Raw genomic sequence first — 14,203 nt, 5'->3', positions numbered from 1 at the left:
TCATGCTCCTTGGGCATGGGACGGAGTCTCTGCGGCCGGGCTCGAAGGATTCTGCCCCTCGGTGGCCGAGGCGGCGGAGGGCCCGCCCCTACGTGCACGCCAGGCGTTACGCAGCAATTCGTGCCACCGCGGACGCTTGCGCGGCGGGACATGGTCCACACCGCCCAGCGACCACGGATTGCACCGCAGGATGCGCCAGGCGGTGAGTGCCGTTCCCTTGATCGCACCGTGCCGGTCGATGGCCTGGTAGCCGTAGTGGGAGCACGACGGGTAGTACTTGCACACCGGCCCCAGCAGCGGGCTGATGGTCCACTGGTACAGCTTGATCAGCGCCAGCAGCGGGTACTTCATCGTGCGCCCCCTCCCAGCAGCCGCTGAACGGCGGCATCCAGGTCTCGGGCCAGCTGTTCGTGATCGGCGTCGCCCGCCTCGGGCAACGCTCGTACGACTACCAGGCTACCGGGGGGAAACAGGAGGACCCTGTCGCGCATCAGATGGCGAAGCCTGCGCTTCACCTTGTTGCGCACCACGGCACCGCCCACGGCCTTGCTCACGACGAAACCCGCACGCGGCGGGGGAGCGCTCTCCCCAGACGCGTGCGGGTCCGTGGCACCGCTACGAAAATGGACGACGAGGGACGGGCGACCGGCCCGGCGCCCTCGTCGTACTGCGGTCGCGAAGTCCTCGCGCCGCCTCAGCCGATGCTCGGTAGGCAGCACGATGTCATGACCTGATCGGGATCAGGCGGACAGGCTGGCGCGACCCTTGCCACGACGGTTCGCGAGAATCGCGCGGCCGGCACGGGTACGCATCCGCAGGCGGAAGCCGTGGGTCTTGGCGCGACGACGGTTGTTCGGCTGGAAGGTGCGCTTGCTCACTCGGGGGCTCCAGAAATCAATCGGTGGTGGCGGGTGCCGTCCTGGCTGTCACCGTGCGCCCACGAGTAGCTCGCAGTTACGCCCGTGTGCACCGCTTACCGATCACCTGACGCGATCTGTGCCCATCGGAGGCAGGCGGCAGCAGCCATCGACAACTCGACCTGGTTACGGTACGCGCGGCTACGCCATCCGGTCAAACCAGTGGTCACCGGGAGACACTATCCACAGGCTGGGGACAACAACTTGAACCGCACCCGTCGCCCTGACTACCGTGACTGAACTCCGATTCGTTCCGTTGACCCCTGTCTTTCGGCTCCACCCCATTTGAATCCCGACTCGTCCCACAACCACACGTTCGTGGGACCCGTGAGAGAGCGTGCCCTGTGGCTGACGTACCTGCCGATCTTGCCGCAGTGTGGCCACGCGTACTCGAGCAGCTTCTCGGTGAGGGCCGAGTCCAGGGTGTGGAGGCGAAGGACGAGCACTGGATCCGGCGCTGCCAGCCGCTCGCGCTGGTCGCCGACACCGCCCTGCTCGCCGTACCGAACGAATTTGCGAAAGGCGTACTGGAGGGTCGGCTGGCCCCGGCCGTCAGCGAGACGCTGAGCCGCGAGTGCGGACGGCCGATCCGCATCGCGATCACCGTCGACGACTCCGCGGGCGAGCCCTCGGCACCGCCCGCGCCTCCGGCCCCCCGGCCCCAGTCGCGCTACGAGGAGCCGGAGCTTCCCTCCGGCCAGTACGACAACCAGTACGAGGGCTACGGCCGTCACCGCGCCGACGACTCCCACCAGGGCCGCGCCGAACAGCGACCCGGGCACCAGGGCGACCGCTCTCCCCGCCCGGACCAGCTCCCGACCGCGCGCCCCGCCTACCCCTCGGAATACCAGCGCCCCGAACCCGGCGCCTGGCCGCGGCCGGCGCAGGACGAGTACAGCTGGCAGCAGCAGCGGCTCGGCTTCCCGGAGCGCGACCCGTACGCGTCACCGTCACAGGAGCCCTATCCTCAGGAGCCGTACGGGCAGGAGTCGTACGGCCCCTCGTCGCAGGACTACCGCCCGCAGTCGATGGAGCGCCCGCCCTACGACGGCTCGCGCTCCGACTACAACCAGCGGCCGGAGTACGACAAGCCGCGTCCCGACTACGACCAGCCCCGGTCCGACTACGACCAGCGCGACAACCGCCGGGACCTGCCCGATCCGCAGTCCGGCTCCGGCCGTGTGCACCGCGGCGGCCCGGTCGGCTCCAACCTGCCCACCACCGGCGCCCCCGGCCCACTGGCCGCGCAGCCCGCACCGGCGACCGGCCCCGGCGAGCCCACCGCGCGGCTGAACCCGAAGTACCTCTTCGACACGTTCGTCATCGGCGCCTCCAACCGCTTCGCCCACGCGGCCGCGGTGGCGGTCGCCGAGGCTCCGGCCAAGGCATACAACCCCCTCTTCATCTACGGGGAGTCGGGGCTCGGCAAGACCCACCTGCTGCACGCGATCGGGCACTACGCGCGCAGCCTGTATCCCGGCACGCGCGTGCGGTACGTGAGCTCGGAGGAGTTCACCAACGAGTTCATCAACTCCATCCGTGACGGCAAGGGCGACAGCTTCCGCAAGCGCTACCGCGAGATGGACATCCTGCTCGTCGACGACATCCAGTTCCTCGCGGACAAGGAGTCGACGCAGGAGGAGTTCTTCCACACCTTCAACACGCTCCACAACGCCAACAAGCAGATCGTGCTGTCCAGCGACCGGCCGCCCAAACAGCTGGTGACGCTGGAGGACCGGCTGCGGAACCGTTTCGAGTGGGGTCTGATCACCGACGTCCAGCCGCCCGAGCTGGAGACCCGGATCGCGATCCTGCGCAAGAAGGCGGTCCAGGAGCAGCTCAACGCCCCGCCGGAGGTGCTGGAGTTCATCGCGTCCCGCATCTCACGCAACATCCGTGAGCTGGAGGGCGCGCTGATCCGGGTGACGGCGTTCGCGTCGCTCAACCGGCAGCCGGTGGACCTGGGCCTGACGGAGATCGTGCTGAAGGATCTGATCCCCGGCGGCGAGGACTCGGCGCCCGAGATCACCTCGACGGCCATCATGAGCGCCACGGCGGACTACTTCGGCCTGACCGTCGAGGACCTGTGCGGCACCTCGCGCGGCCGAGCCCTCGTCACGGCCCGCCAGATCGCCATGTACCTGTGCCGCGAGCTGACGGACCTCTCGCTGCCGAAGATCGGCGCCCTGTTCGGCGGCCGCGACCACACGACCGTGATGCACGCGGACCGCAAGATCCGCAATCTGATGGCCGAGCGACGCTCCATCTACAACCAGGTGACCGAGCTGACGAACCGCATCAAGAACGGCTGACAGCGGCAGAGCCGCGATGGCTCCGACACCGAAGGGCGCCCTGGGGACGAGGTCCCGGGGCGCCCTTCGTCATGCCCGAGGTCACGCTGCCGTAGCCGGGTGTTCGATTCCCGGCGGGGTTACGGCCTCTCTCCACAGATCCGGTGACTTTTTCCCGTCCACATCCTGGGGACTGCGAAGTTGTCCAGATCGCGGTCCACAGACTCCCTGGTGAAAACCCATCAGGCCAGGTCAGGTGGTTGTGGATTCGTGGACGAAGGATCTCCACAGCCTGTGGACAGCGAGAAGATCCACAGGCTGTGCACCGAGTTGTCCACCGGCAACCCACAGGCTGGAGCCGGTTGTCCCCAGCGATCAGCGGCTTCTCCACATGCCTGTCCACTGTTCGGCAACGCGACGCGCCTGATCACCGGGTCGAGTGAAAGGCGTCACACGAAGGTGCCGGGTTGGGCTGTGGGAAAGGCGGGTAAAGCTGGGGACGGCGCTGGGGAGAAGTCGCCTCAGGCTGTGCACGGAGTGTGCAGAACTTTCTGTTCTCCACAGAGACACCCAGTTGTCCACCGCCGTCGCCCACAGGGCCAGTGGACAAAATTCCCACTCTGAGCTGGGAAAACGAGGTTATCCACGGTATCCACAGCCCCTACTACTACTCCCAACTAGAGAGAGCTGGGAATCCGTTTCGAAGTGGGGCCTGTGCACAACTCGCTGTCCGGCTCCCGGCTGCCCCTCGTCACGACTTGACCCCGAGAGGCACCTACTGTCAGTGGGGTGCGTCAGACTGTTCCCCGGTGTCCTTCCCGGCACAGGGACCGACGACACCGAGACAGACGACGAAGCCAGGCAGGCCGAGCAGCGCCGGCAACAGCAGGAGGCGGCAACAGTGAAGATCCGGGTGGAACGCGACGTACTCGCGGAGGCAGTGGCCTGGGCGGCGCGCAGCCTCCCGGCCCGTCCGCCGGCGCCTGTCCTCGCCGGCCTTCTCCTGAAGGCCGAGGAAGGCCAGCTGAGCCTGTCCAGCTTCGACTACGAGGTCTCCGCGCGGGTCTCCGTGGAGGCCGAGGTCGAGGAGGAGGGCACGGTGCTCGTCTCCGGCCGCCTGCTCGCCGACATCTGCCGCGCACTGCCCAACCGCCCGGTGGAGATTTCCACAGACGGTGTACGGGCGACGGTGGTCTGCGGCTCCTCGCGCTTCACCCTCCACACCCTGCCTGTGGAGGAGTACCCGGCGCTGCCGCAGATGCCGAGCGCCACGGGCACCGTCCCCGGTGAGGTCTTCGCCTCCGCCGCCGCTCAGGTGGCCATCGCCGCGGGACGTGACGACACGCTCCCCGTCCTCACCGGTGTGCGCATCGAGATCGAGGGCGACACCGTCACGCTGGCGTCCACCGACCGCTACCGCTTCGCGGTCCGCGAGTTCCTGTGGAAGCCGGAGAACCCGGAGGCGTCCGCGGTGGCCCTGGTGCCCGCCAAGACGCTCCTGGACACCGCCAAGGCCCTCACGAGCGGTGACAGCGTCATCCTGGCGCTGTCCGGTTCGGGCGCGGGCGAGGGCCTGATCGGCTTCGAGGGCGCGGGCCGCCGTACCACCACGCGGCTGCTCGAAGGCGACCTGCCGAAGTACCGCTCGCTGTTCCCGACGGAGTTCAACTCCGTGGCCGTGATCGAGACCGCACCCTTCGTGGAGGCCGTCAAGCGTGTGGCCCTGGTCGCCGAGCGCAACACCCCGGTGCGGCTGAGCTTCGAGCAGGGCGTGCTGATTCTGGAGGCCGGCTCCAGCGACGACGCACAGGCTGTGGAAAGGGTCGACGCCCAGCTGGAGGGCGACGACGTCTCGATCGCCTTCAACCCGACCTTCCTGCTGGACGGCCTGAGCGCCATCGACTCCCCGGTCGCCCAGCTCTCCTTCACGACGTCCACCAAGCCCGCGCTGCTGAGCGGCAAGCCGGCCCTGGACGCCGAGGCGGACGAGGCCTACAAGTACCTGATCATGCCGGTGCGCCTCAGCGGCTGAGCGTGCCCGGTGCGGCTGAGCGGCTGAGGCAAAGCCCCAGGTGAGGGCATACGTTTGAGCGCGTATGCCCACAGGTGTGCGTGAGCGTCCGGGTTTAGGCTCGTACGTGGGTACGAAGGTGCCCCACACGCCACAGCAACCTAAGGAACAACTGATGGAGCTCGGTCTCGTCGGCCTCGGCAAGATGGGCGGCAACATGCGCGAGCGGATCCGCCGCGCAGGCCACACTGTGATCGGATACGACCGCAACCCGGACGTCGCCGATGTCCACAGCCTCAAGGAGCTTGTGGACGCGTTGCAGGGCCCGCGGGTCGTGTGGGTGATGGTCCCGGCCGGTGCGCCGACCCAGGCGACCGTCGACGAGCTGGCCGAACTCCTGGAGCCCGGCGACGTCGTGGTGGACGGCGGTAACTCCCGCTGGACGGACGACGAGAAGCACGCCGAGGAACTCGCCGCCAAGGGCATCGGCTTCGTCGACTGCGGCGTCTCCGGCGGCGTGTGGGGCCTGGAGAACGGCTACGCGCTGATGTACGGCGGCGACGCGGAGAACGTCGCCAAGGTGCAGCCGGTCTTCGACGCCCTCAAGCCCGAGGGCGACGCCGGAGCGGTGCACGCCGGCAAAGTCGGCGCCGGTCACTTCGCGAAGATGGTCCACAACGGCATCGAGTACGCGATGATGCAGGCCTACGCCGAGGGCTGGGAGCTCCTGGAGAAGGTCGACTCCGTGACCGACGTCCGGGAGGTCTTCCGCTCCTGGCAGGAGGGCACGGTCATCCGTTCCTGGCTCCTCGACCTCGCGGTCAACGCCCTCGACGAGGACGAGCACCTGGACAAGCTGCGCGGTTACGCACAGGACTCCGGCGAGGGCCGGTGGACCGTGGAGGCCGCCATCGACCACGCGGTGCCGCTGCCGGCGATCACCGCCTCCCTGTTCGCGCGGTTCGCGTCCCGCCAGGACGACTCGCCGCAGATGAAGATGATCGCGGCGCTGCGCAACCAGTTCGGCGGCCACGCGGTCGAGACGAAGTAATCCACAGGGCTGTCACCACAGTCCACAAGCTGGGGGAGGTCGGCGACCGACCATGCACGTCACGCACCTGTCGCTGGCCGACTTCCGCTCGTACGCCCGGGTCGAAGTCCCGCTCGACCCGGGCGTCACCGCGTTCGTGGGCCCCAACGGACAGGGCAAGACGAACCTGGTCGAGGCGATCGGCTACCTCGCCACCCTCGGCAGCCACCGGGTCGCCTCCGACGCTCCCCTGGTCCGCATGGGCGCCGACCGCGCGATCGTCCGGGCACAGGTCAGGCAGGGCGAGCGGCAGCAGCTGGTCGAGCTGGAGCTGAACCCCGGCAAGGCGAACCGGGCCCGCATCAACAGGTCCTCACAGGTCAGGCCCCGTGATGTGCTCGGGATCGTACGCACGGTGCTGTTCGCGCCGGAGGACCTCGCGCTGGTGAAGGGCGACCCGGGTGAGCGGCGCCGCTTCCTGGACGAGCTGATCACCGCGCGCTCCCCGCGCATGGCCGGCGTCCGCTCCGACTACGAGCGGGTCCTCAAGCAGCGCAACACCCTGCTGAAGTCGGCCGCCCTCGCGAGGCGGCACGGCGGCCGCTCGATGGACCTGTCCACCCTCGACGTGTGGGACCAGCACCTCGCGCGCGTGGGCGCCGAGTTGCTCGCCCAGCGGCTCGACCTGATCGCCGCGCTCCAGCCCCTGACCGACAAGGCGTACGAACAACTGGCCCCGGGCGGCGGCCCGGTCGCCCTGGAGTACAAGCCGTCCGCGCCCGGCGAGGCACACACGCGCGAGGATCTCCACGAGCAGCTGATGGCGGCGCTCACCGAGGTGCGCAAGCAGGAGATCGAGCGGGGCGTGACCCTGGTAGGACCGCATCGGGACGATGTGAATCTCAAACTCGGTCAGCTGCCCGCCAAGGGATACGCCTCGCACGGCGAGTCCTGGTCGTACGCGCTGGCGCTGCGCCTCGCGTCGTACGACCTGCTCCGGGCCGAGGGCAACGAGCCCGTGCTGATCCTCGACGACGTGTTCGCCGAGCTGGACACCCGTCGCCGTGAGCGGCTGGCCGAGTTGGTCGCGCCCGGTGAGCAGGTGCTGGTGACGGCGGCGGTCGACGACGACGTGCCGCACGTCCTGACGGGCACGCGGTACGTCGTGTCCGAGGGGGCGGTGGAGCGCGTATGAGCGACGAAGCACGCCCCGCCGACAACGCCGAGAAGCCCAAGGCCGCCGAACCCTCCGGCGTCGACCTCGCGCGCGTGGCGCTCAGGGCCGCGAAGGAACAGGCACGCGCGCGTGGGGATGCGGCTCAGCAGAAGCGGCAGGCGCGGCGCGGTGGCGGGCTGCGCTCCGGGGCGCGGGCCGACGGACGCGACCCCATGGCGTTCGGTGCCGCCATCAACCGCCTGATCACCGAGCGCGGCTGGGAGACGCCGGCCGCGGTCGGCGGGGTGATGGGGCGCTGGCCGCAGATCGTGGGCGAGGACGTGGCCAAGCACTGCGAGCCGGAGAAGTACGACGAGGACGAGCGGGTCCTGGTGGTGCGCTGCGACTCGACGGCCTGGGCGACGAACCTGCGGCTGCTCGCGCCGCAGTTGGTGGCCCGGCTGAACGAGGATCTCGGGCACGGCGCCGTTAAGTTGATCAAGGTGAACGGCCCCGGCGGGCCCCCTCGTCGCTACGGTCCGCTGCGTGCCCCAGGCAGCATGGGACCCGGTGACACCTACGGGTGACAGACATCACATCAAGGGCGTCGGCGGTGCCTTCGGGGCGCCGCCGACGCCTTTGTCGTGGCACTGCACGCGGTCGCGAATTCCGACCTGACTCCCAAGTAGCCAAGGCTTGACAGCCAGAAGCGCTGAAAGCCTCCGTGAGCCTCTTGGAGCCCCGCTCCGTATATGGGGACCCGGAAGACGCCGGTTCAGGGCGGCACATGCGGACTCAGGTACCCGCAAACCCCCATCAGTGTCGGCGCTACCGGTAGACTGGAAGCCAATCCCGCCCCGACCGTGGGGACCGCCCGGGAGAAGCTGAGCAACGCTGATCAAGGCTTACCAACGCAACATGCCGCAGCCGCTCCGGCAACCCGCCGACGAGCCCGGCTCGTGCTGTGCCAGAAAGGGCGCTTCGTGGCCGATTCCGGCAACCCCAACGAGAACATTCCGTCCACCGACGCCGAGGCGACCTCGTCGAACGGCGAGGTAACCGCCTCGTACGACGCCAGCGCCATCACCGTCCTCGAGGGTCTGGACGCGGTCCGCAAGCGACCCGGTATGTACATCGGCTCGACCGGTGAGCGCGGCCTGCACCACCTGGTGCAGGAAGTCGTCGACAACTCCGTGGACGAGGCACTGGCCGGCCACGCGGACACCATCGACGTGACGATCCTCGCCGACGGCGGCGTGCGCGTCATCGACAACGGCCGCGGCATCCCGGTGGGCATCGTCCCGTCCGAGGGCAAGCCGGCCGTCGAGGTCGTCTTGACCGTGCTGCACGCGGGCGGCAAGTTCGGCGGTGGCGGCTACGCGGTCTCCGGCGGTCTGCACGGCGTGGGTGTCTCCGTCGTGAACGCCCTGTCGACCAAGGTGTCCGTCGAGATCAAGACCGACGGCTACCGCTGGACGCAGGACTACAAGCTGGGCGTGCCGACGGCCCCGCTGGCCCAGCACGAGGCCACGGACGAGCACGGCACCACAGTCACCTTCTGGGCCGACCCGGACATCTTCGAGACCACCGAGTACTCCTTCGAGACGCTCTCGCGGCGCTTCCAGGAGATGGCGTTCCTCAACAAGGGCCTGCGGATCAACCTCACCGACGAGCGCGAGTCGGCGAAGGCCACCGCCGGCGCGGACGAGGCGGGCGAGGACGAGAAGCACGAGGTCAAGACCGTCTCGTACCACTACGAAGGCGGCATCGTCGACTTCGTGAAGTACCTCAACTCCCGCAAGGGAGAGGTGGTCCACCCCACCGTGATCGACCTCGAGGCCGAGGACAAGGACAGGAGCCTGTCCCTTGAGCTCGCGATGCAGTGGAACGGCGGTTACAGCGAGGGTGTGTACTCCTTCGCGAACATCATCCACACGCATGAGGGCGGCACGCACGAAGAGGGCTTCCGCGCCGCGCTGACCTCGCTGATCAACAAGTACGCGCGCGACAAGAAGCTGCTGCGCGAGAAGGACGACAACCTCACGGGTGACGACATCCGCGAGGGTCTGACCGCGATCATCTCGGTGAAGTTGAGCGAGCCGCAGTTCGAGGGCCAGACCAAGACCAAGCTGGGCAACACCGAGGTGAAGACCTTCGTCCAGAAGGTCGTCTACGAACACCTCACCGACTGGCTGGACCGCAACCCCGTCGAGGCCGCGGACATCATCCGCAAGAGCATCCAGGCGGCCACCGCGCGCGTGGCGGCCCGCAAGGCCCGCGACCTGACCCGTCGCAAGGGTCTGCTGGAGACCGCGTCCCTGCCGGGCAAGCTCTCCGACTGCCAGTCGAACGACCCCACCAAGTGCGAGATCTTCATCGTCGAGGGTGACTCCGCCGGCGGCTCGGCCAAGTCCGGCCGTAACCCCGAGTACCAGGCCATCCTCCCGATCCGCGGCAAGATCCTGAACGTCGAGAAGGCGCGGATCGACAAGATCCTGCAGAACCAGGAGATCCAGGCACTGATCTCCGCCTTCGGCACCGGAGTCCACGAGGACTTCGACATCGAGAAGCTGCGCTATCACAAGATCATCCTGATGGCGGACGCCGACGTCGACGGCCAGCACATCTCCACCCTGCTGCTGACCTTCCTGTTCCGCTTCATGCGGCCGCTGGTCGAGGCCGGGCACGTGTACCTCTCCCGTCCTCCCCTGTACAAGATCAAGTGGGGTCGGGACGACATCGAGTACGCGTACTCCGACCGCGAGCGCGACGCACTGATCGAGATGGGCCGCCAGCGCGGCAAGCGCATCCGCGAGGACTCCATCCAGCGCTTCAAGGGTCTCGGCGAGATGAACGCCGAGGAACTGCGCGTGACCACCATGGACCAGGAGCACCGCGTCCTCGGCCAGGTCACCCTCGACGACGCCGCCCAGGCGGACGACCTGTTCTCCGTCCTGATGGGCGAGGACGTCGAGGCGCGTCGGCAGTTCATCCAGCGCAACGCCAAGGACGTCCGCTTCCTCGACATCTGAGTCGGTCTCAGCTGACCGCACCAGGAAGGATCTTCACCCGCAATGGCCGACGACATCACCCCTGCCACCCCCGAAGCAGGCGGCATCATCGCCCAGCGTGTCGAGCCCGTCGGGCTCGAGACGGAGATGCAGCGCTCGTACCTGGACTACGCGATGTCCGTCATCGTGTCCCGCGCGCTGCCGGACGTCCGGGACGGCCTCAAGCCCGTCCACCGCCGCGTCCTGTACGCCATGTACGACGGCGGCTATCGCCCCGAGCGCGGCTTCTACAAGTGCGCGCGCGTGGTCGGCGACGTCATGGGTAACTACCACCCGCACGGCGACTCCTCGATCTACGACGCCCTGGTGCGCCTCGCCCAGCCGTGGTCGATGCGGATGCCGCTGGTGGACTCCAACGGCAACTTCGGCTCCCCGGGCAACGACCCGGCGGCGGCCATGCGCTACACCGAGTGCAAGATGGCGCCGCTGTCCATGGAGATGGTCCGTGACATCGACGAGGAGACCGTCGACTTCACGGACAACTACGACGGCCGCTCCCAGGAGCCGACCGTCCTGCCGGCCCGCTTCCCGAACCTGCTGATCAACGGTTCGGCCGGTATCGCGGTCGGCATGGCCACCAACATCCCGCCGCACAACCTGCGCGAGGTCGCGGCCGGAGCCCAGTGGTACCTGGAGAACCCGGAGGCCTCGCACGAGGAGCTCCTGGACGCCCTCATGGAGCGCATCAAGGGCCCCGACTTCCCGACCGGCGCCCTCGTCGTCGGCCGCAAGGGCATCGAGGAGGCGTACCGCACCGGCCGTGGCTCGATCACCATGCGCGCGGTCGTCGAGGTCGAGGAGATCCAGAACCGCCAGTGCCTGGTGGTCACGGAACTGCCGTACCAGACCAACCCCGACAACCTCGCGCAGAAGATCGCCGACCTGGTGAAGGACGGCAAGGTCGGCGGCATCGCGGACGTCCGGGACGAGACGTCGTCGCGTACGGGCCAGCGGCTCGTGATCGTCCTGAAGCGTGACGCGGTCGCCAAGGTCGTCCTGAACAACCTCTACAAGCACACGGACCTGCAGTCGAACTTCGGCGCCAACATGCTGGCGCTCGTCGACGGCGTCCCGCGCACGCTGTCCCTGGACGCGTTCATCCGGCACTGGGTGGCGCACCAGATCGAGGTCATCGTCCGCCGTACGAAGTTCCGGTTGCGCAAGGCCGAGGAGCGGGCGCACATCCTGCGCGGCCTGCTGAAGGCCCTGGACGCCATCGATGAGGTCATCGCGCTGATCCGGCGCAGCGACACCGTCGACATCGCGCGCACGGGCCTGATGGAGCTCCTGGAGATCGACGAGATCCAGGCCAACGCCATCCTCGAGATGCAGCTGCGCCGACTGGCTGCCCTGGAGCGCCAGAAGATCGTCCAGGAGCACGACGAACTCCAGGCGAAGATCACCGAGTACAACGAGATCCTCGCCTCGCCGGTCCGCCAGCGCGGCATCGTGAGCGCCGAACTCGCCGCGATCGTCGAGAAGTACGGCGACGACCGCAAGACCATGCTGGTGCCCTACGACGGCGACATGTCCATCGAGGACCTCATCGCCGAGGAGGACATCGTCGTCACGGTCTCGCGCGGCGGCTACGTCAAGCGCACCAAGACCGTCGACTACCGCGCCCAGAAGCGCGGCGGCAAGGGCGTACGCGGCACGAAGCTCAAGGAAGACGACATCGTCGACCACTTCTTCGTCTCCACCACGCACCACTGGCTGCTGTTCTTCACCAACAAGGGCCGCGTCTACCGGGCGAAGGCCTACGAACTGCCGGACGCCGGGCGGGACGCGCGCGGACAGCACGTCGCCAACCTGCTGGCCTTCCAGCCGGACGAGGCGATCGCCGAGATCCTCGCGATCCGCGACTACGACGCGGCGCCGTACCTGGTGCTCGCCACAAAGGCGGGTCTGGTCAAGAAGACGTCACTGAAGGATTACGACTCTCCGCGTTCCGGTGGTGTCATCGCCATCAATCTGCGGGAGCGCGAGGACGGTTCGGACGACGAACTGATCGGTGCCGAACTCGTCTCGGCCGACAGTGATCTGCTTCTGATCAGCAAGAAGGCGCAGTCGATCAGGTTCACCGCTTCGGACGACACCCTGCGTCCCATGGGCCGTGCCACCTCGGGTGTCAAGGGCATGAGCTTCCGCGAGGGCGACGAGCTGCTCTCGATGAATGTTGTTCGACCCGGTACGTTCGTGTTCACTGCTACGGACGGCGGGTACGCGAAGCGGACCCCCGTCGACGAGTACCGCGTCCAGGGTCGCGGCGGCCTTGGCATCAAGGCTGCCAAGATCGTGGAGGATCGCGGATCGCTCGTCGGAGCGCTGGTGGTCGAGGAGACCGATGAGATCCTCGCCATCACGCTGTCCGGCGGTGTGATTCGTACGCGAGTCAGCGGAGTCAGGGAGACGGGCCGTGACACCATGGGCGTCCAACTGATCAACCTGGGCAAGCGCGATGCCGTGGTCGGCATCGCACGTAACGCCGAGGCGGGGCGTGAGGCGGAGGAGGTCGAAGGCGATGTGGCCGACGACGAGACCGTCGAAGGTGCCGCCGAGACCATCGGCACGGACGAGGGTGAGGCACCCTCGGCCGAGTAGCACGAGGAGTGAGTCATCGTGAGCGGAGCCACTGGCGCCGGATCGACCGGAACCTCTAGGGGGCCCACCCCCGGCACGGAGGCGGACGGCGGCGGCCGTGGCTCTGCCGCGCGTGCGACGGACGCGCGTGCCGCGGACGCGCGGCCGGCGGAACCGCATCCGACAGATACGCACACGACTCAACTCAAGGCGATCAAGCCGCCCGCGACGGAGTCGCGCTCGCCCGAGGCTCGTGGATCCCAGGGGGGACCTGTGACGGACACCCAGCCGCCGGCCCAGCCGACGGCGCCCGCCGCACCGCCGCAAGCTGCGGTACAGCCCCAGCCTTCGCCCTCTCCGTTGCCGGGGGAACGGCAGCCGCAGCAGCAGGCCGGCCCGTACCACCCGCCGCAGGCCTACCCGGCACAGGCCGCCCAGGCCGGTGCCGTACGCCGTCCGCGCACCGGCGCGCGCACCATGCCCCGTACCCGCAAGGCACGTCTGCGGGTGGCCAAGGCCGACCCGTGGTCCGTCATGAAGGTCAGCTTCCTGCTCTCCATCGCGCTCGGCATCTGCACGATCGTCGCGGCCGCCGTGCTGTGGATGGTCATGGACGCGATGGGCGTCTTCTCGACGGTCGGCGGGACGATCGCCGAGGCAACCGGCTCGAACGAGTCGAACGGCTTCGACCTCCAGGCGTTCCTCTCCCTGCCGAACGTCCTGATGTTCACGTCGATCATCGCGGTCATCGACGTGGTCCTCGCGACGGCGCTCGCGACCCTCGGCGCGTTCATCTACAACCTCTCCGCGGGCTTCGTCGGTGGCGTCGAGCTGACGCTGGCCGAGGACGAGTAAGCCTGCCTCAAACGTGCGGGGGCGGTCCTCGGGGAACCGATTTTGGGACTGCCCACGTCGTGCGCTAATCTTCAGGAGTCAGCGCGCGGGACACACTCCGCAGAGCGCGGCGGGGCTATAGCTCAGTTGGTTAGAGCGCATCCCTGATAAGGATGAGGCCACAGGTTCAAATCCTGTTAGCCCCACCAGCACGAAGACCCTCAGCCGATCACGGTTGGGGGTTTTTGTCATCTACGGCGGACGCATGGCTTGGCGATGCTGCCAAGCGTGTCGAGTCCGTCAGGGTGACCAG

11 protein-coding genes and 1 tRNA gene are annotated in these 14,203 nt (G+C 68.2%); 9 read left to right on the top strand and 3 right to left on the bottom strand.

Features of this window, described 5'->3' with window-relative positions; translation table 11 throughout:
* Genes yidD through rpmH form a run of 3 tightly spaced genes read right to left on the bottom strand, consistent with a single transcriptional unit; the run spans nt 1 to nt 878 of the window.
* A complete protein-coding gene (gene yidD, locus H293_RS0119270; protein WP_020119492.1) occupies nt 1-351 on the bottom strand; it encodes a membrane protein insertion efficiency factor YidD in 351 nt (116 codons plus the stop codon).
* Nucleotides 348-719, bottom strand: a complete 372-nt coding sequence (rnpA, locus tag H293_RS54960; RefSeq protein WP_078612613.1) for a ribonuclease P protein component — start codon at nt 717-719, stop codon at nt 348-350. The genes yidD and rnpA overlap by 4 nt, the downstream gene beginning before the upstream one ends.
* Before the next feature lie 21 nt (nt 720-740).
* Nucleotides 741-878 (bottom strand): 50S ribosomal protein L34, encoded by a 138-nt coding sequence (gene rpmH, locus H293_RS0119260; protein ID WP_006381191.1) that lies wholly within the window; start codon nt 876-878, stop codon nt 741-743.
* A 383-nt stretch (nt 879-1,261) separates the two neighbouring features.
* On the opposite strand from rpmH, the gene dnaA reads away from it, so the two are divergent.
* From dnaA to H293_RS0119215, 9 genes are all read left to right on the top strand, one after another.
* On the top strand, nt 1,262-3,229 hold the full coding sequence (gene dnaA, locus H293_RS0119255) for a chromosomal replication initiator protein DnaA (RefSeq protein ID WP_078612612.1): 1,968 nt from the start codon (nt 1,262-1,264) through the stop codon (nt 3,227-3,229).
* Nucleotides 3,230-4,109: 880 nt separating this feature from the next.
* Nucleotides 4,110-5,240 (top strand): DNA polymerase III subunit beta, encoded by a 1,131-nt coding sequence (gene dnaN / locus H293_RS0119250; protein WP_020119489.1) that lies wholly within the window; start codon nt 4,110-4,112, stop codon nt 5,238-5,240.
* Nucleotides 5,241-5,394: 154 nt separating this feature from the next.
* Nucleotides 5,395-6,270: a phosphogluconate dehydrogenase (NAD(+)-dependent, decarboxylating) gene (gene gnd / locus H293_RS0119245; protein WP_020119488.1), complete on the top strand. Its 876-nt coding sequence runs from the start codon at nt 5,395-5,397 to the stop codon at nt 6,268-6,270.
* Between the two features lie 52 nt (nt 6,271-6,322).
* Nucleotides 6,323-7,444 carry a DNA replication/repair protein RecF gene (recF, locus tag H293_RS0119240; protein WP_020119487.1) on the top strand — a complete coding sequence of 374 codons (1,122 nt, stop codon included), beginning with the start codon at nt 6,323-6,325 and terminating at the stop codon, nt 7,442-7,444.
* Nucleotides 7,441-7,992, top strand: coding sequence for a DciA family protein (locus H293_RS0119235; RefSeq protein WP_020119486.1), 552 nt, complete (start codon nt 7,441-7,443; stop codon nt 7,990-7,992). The genes recF and H293_RS0119235 overlap by 4 nt, the downstream gene beginning before the upstream one ends.
* A gap of 396 nt (nt 7,993-8,388) precedes the next feature.
* The gene (gyrB, locus tag H293_RS0119230; protein ID WP_199790173.1) at nt 8,389-10,437 is read left to right on the top strand and encodes a DNA topoisomerase (ATP-hydrolyzing) subunit B; all 2,049 of its coding nucleotides are present in this window, start codon (nt 8,389-8,391) and stop codon (nt 10,435-10,437) included.
* A 42-nt stretch (nt 10,438-10,479) separates the two neighbouring features.
* On the top strand, nt 10,480-13,077 hold the full coding sequence (gene gyrA / locus H293_RS0119225; RefSeq protein ID WP_020119484.1) for a DNA gyrase subunit A: 2,598 nt from the start codon (nt 10,480-10,482) through the stop codon (nt 13,075-13,077).
* Nucleotides 13,078-13,095: 18 nt separating this feature from the next.
* Nucleotides 13,096-13,911, top strand: a complete 816-nt coding sequence (locus tag H293_RS0119220) for a DUF3566 domain-containing protein (RefSeq protein WP_063746921.1) — start codon at nt 13,096-13,098, stop codon at nt 13,909-13,911.
* Between the two features lie 111 nt (nt 13,912-14,022).
* Nucleotides 14,023-14,099, top strand: a tRNA-Ile gene (locus tag H293_RS0119215).
* Nucleotides 14,100-14,203: the final 104 nt, after the last annotated feature.

The sequence above is a fragment of the Streptomyces canus 299MFChir4.1 genome, assembly GCF_000383615.1.
Taxonomy (GTDB): domain Bacteria; phylum Actinomycetota; class Actinomycetes; order Streptomycetales; family Streptomycetaceae; genus Streptomyces; species Streptomyces canus_C.
This window is presented reverse-complemented; position numbering and strand designations above follow the sequence as displayed.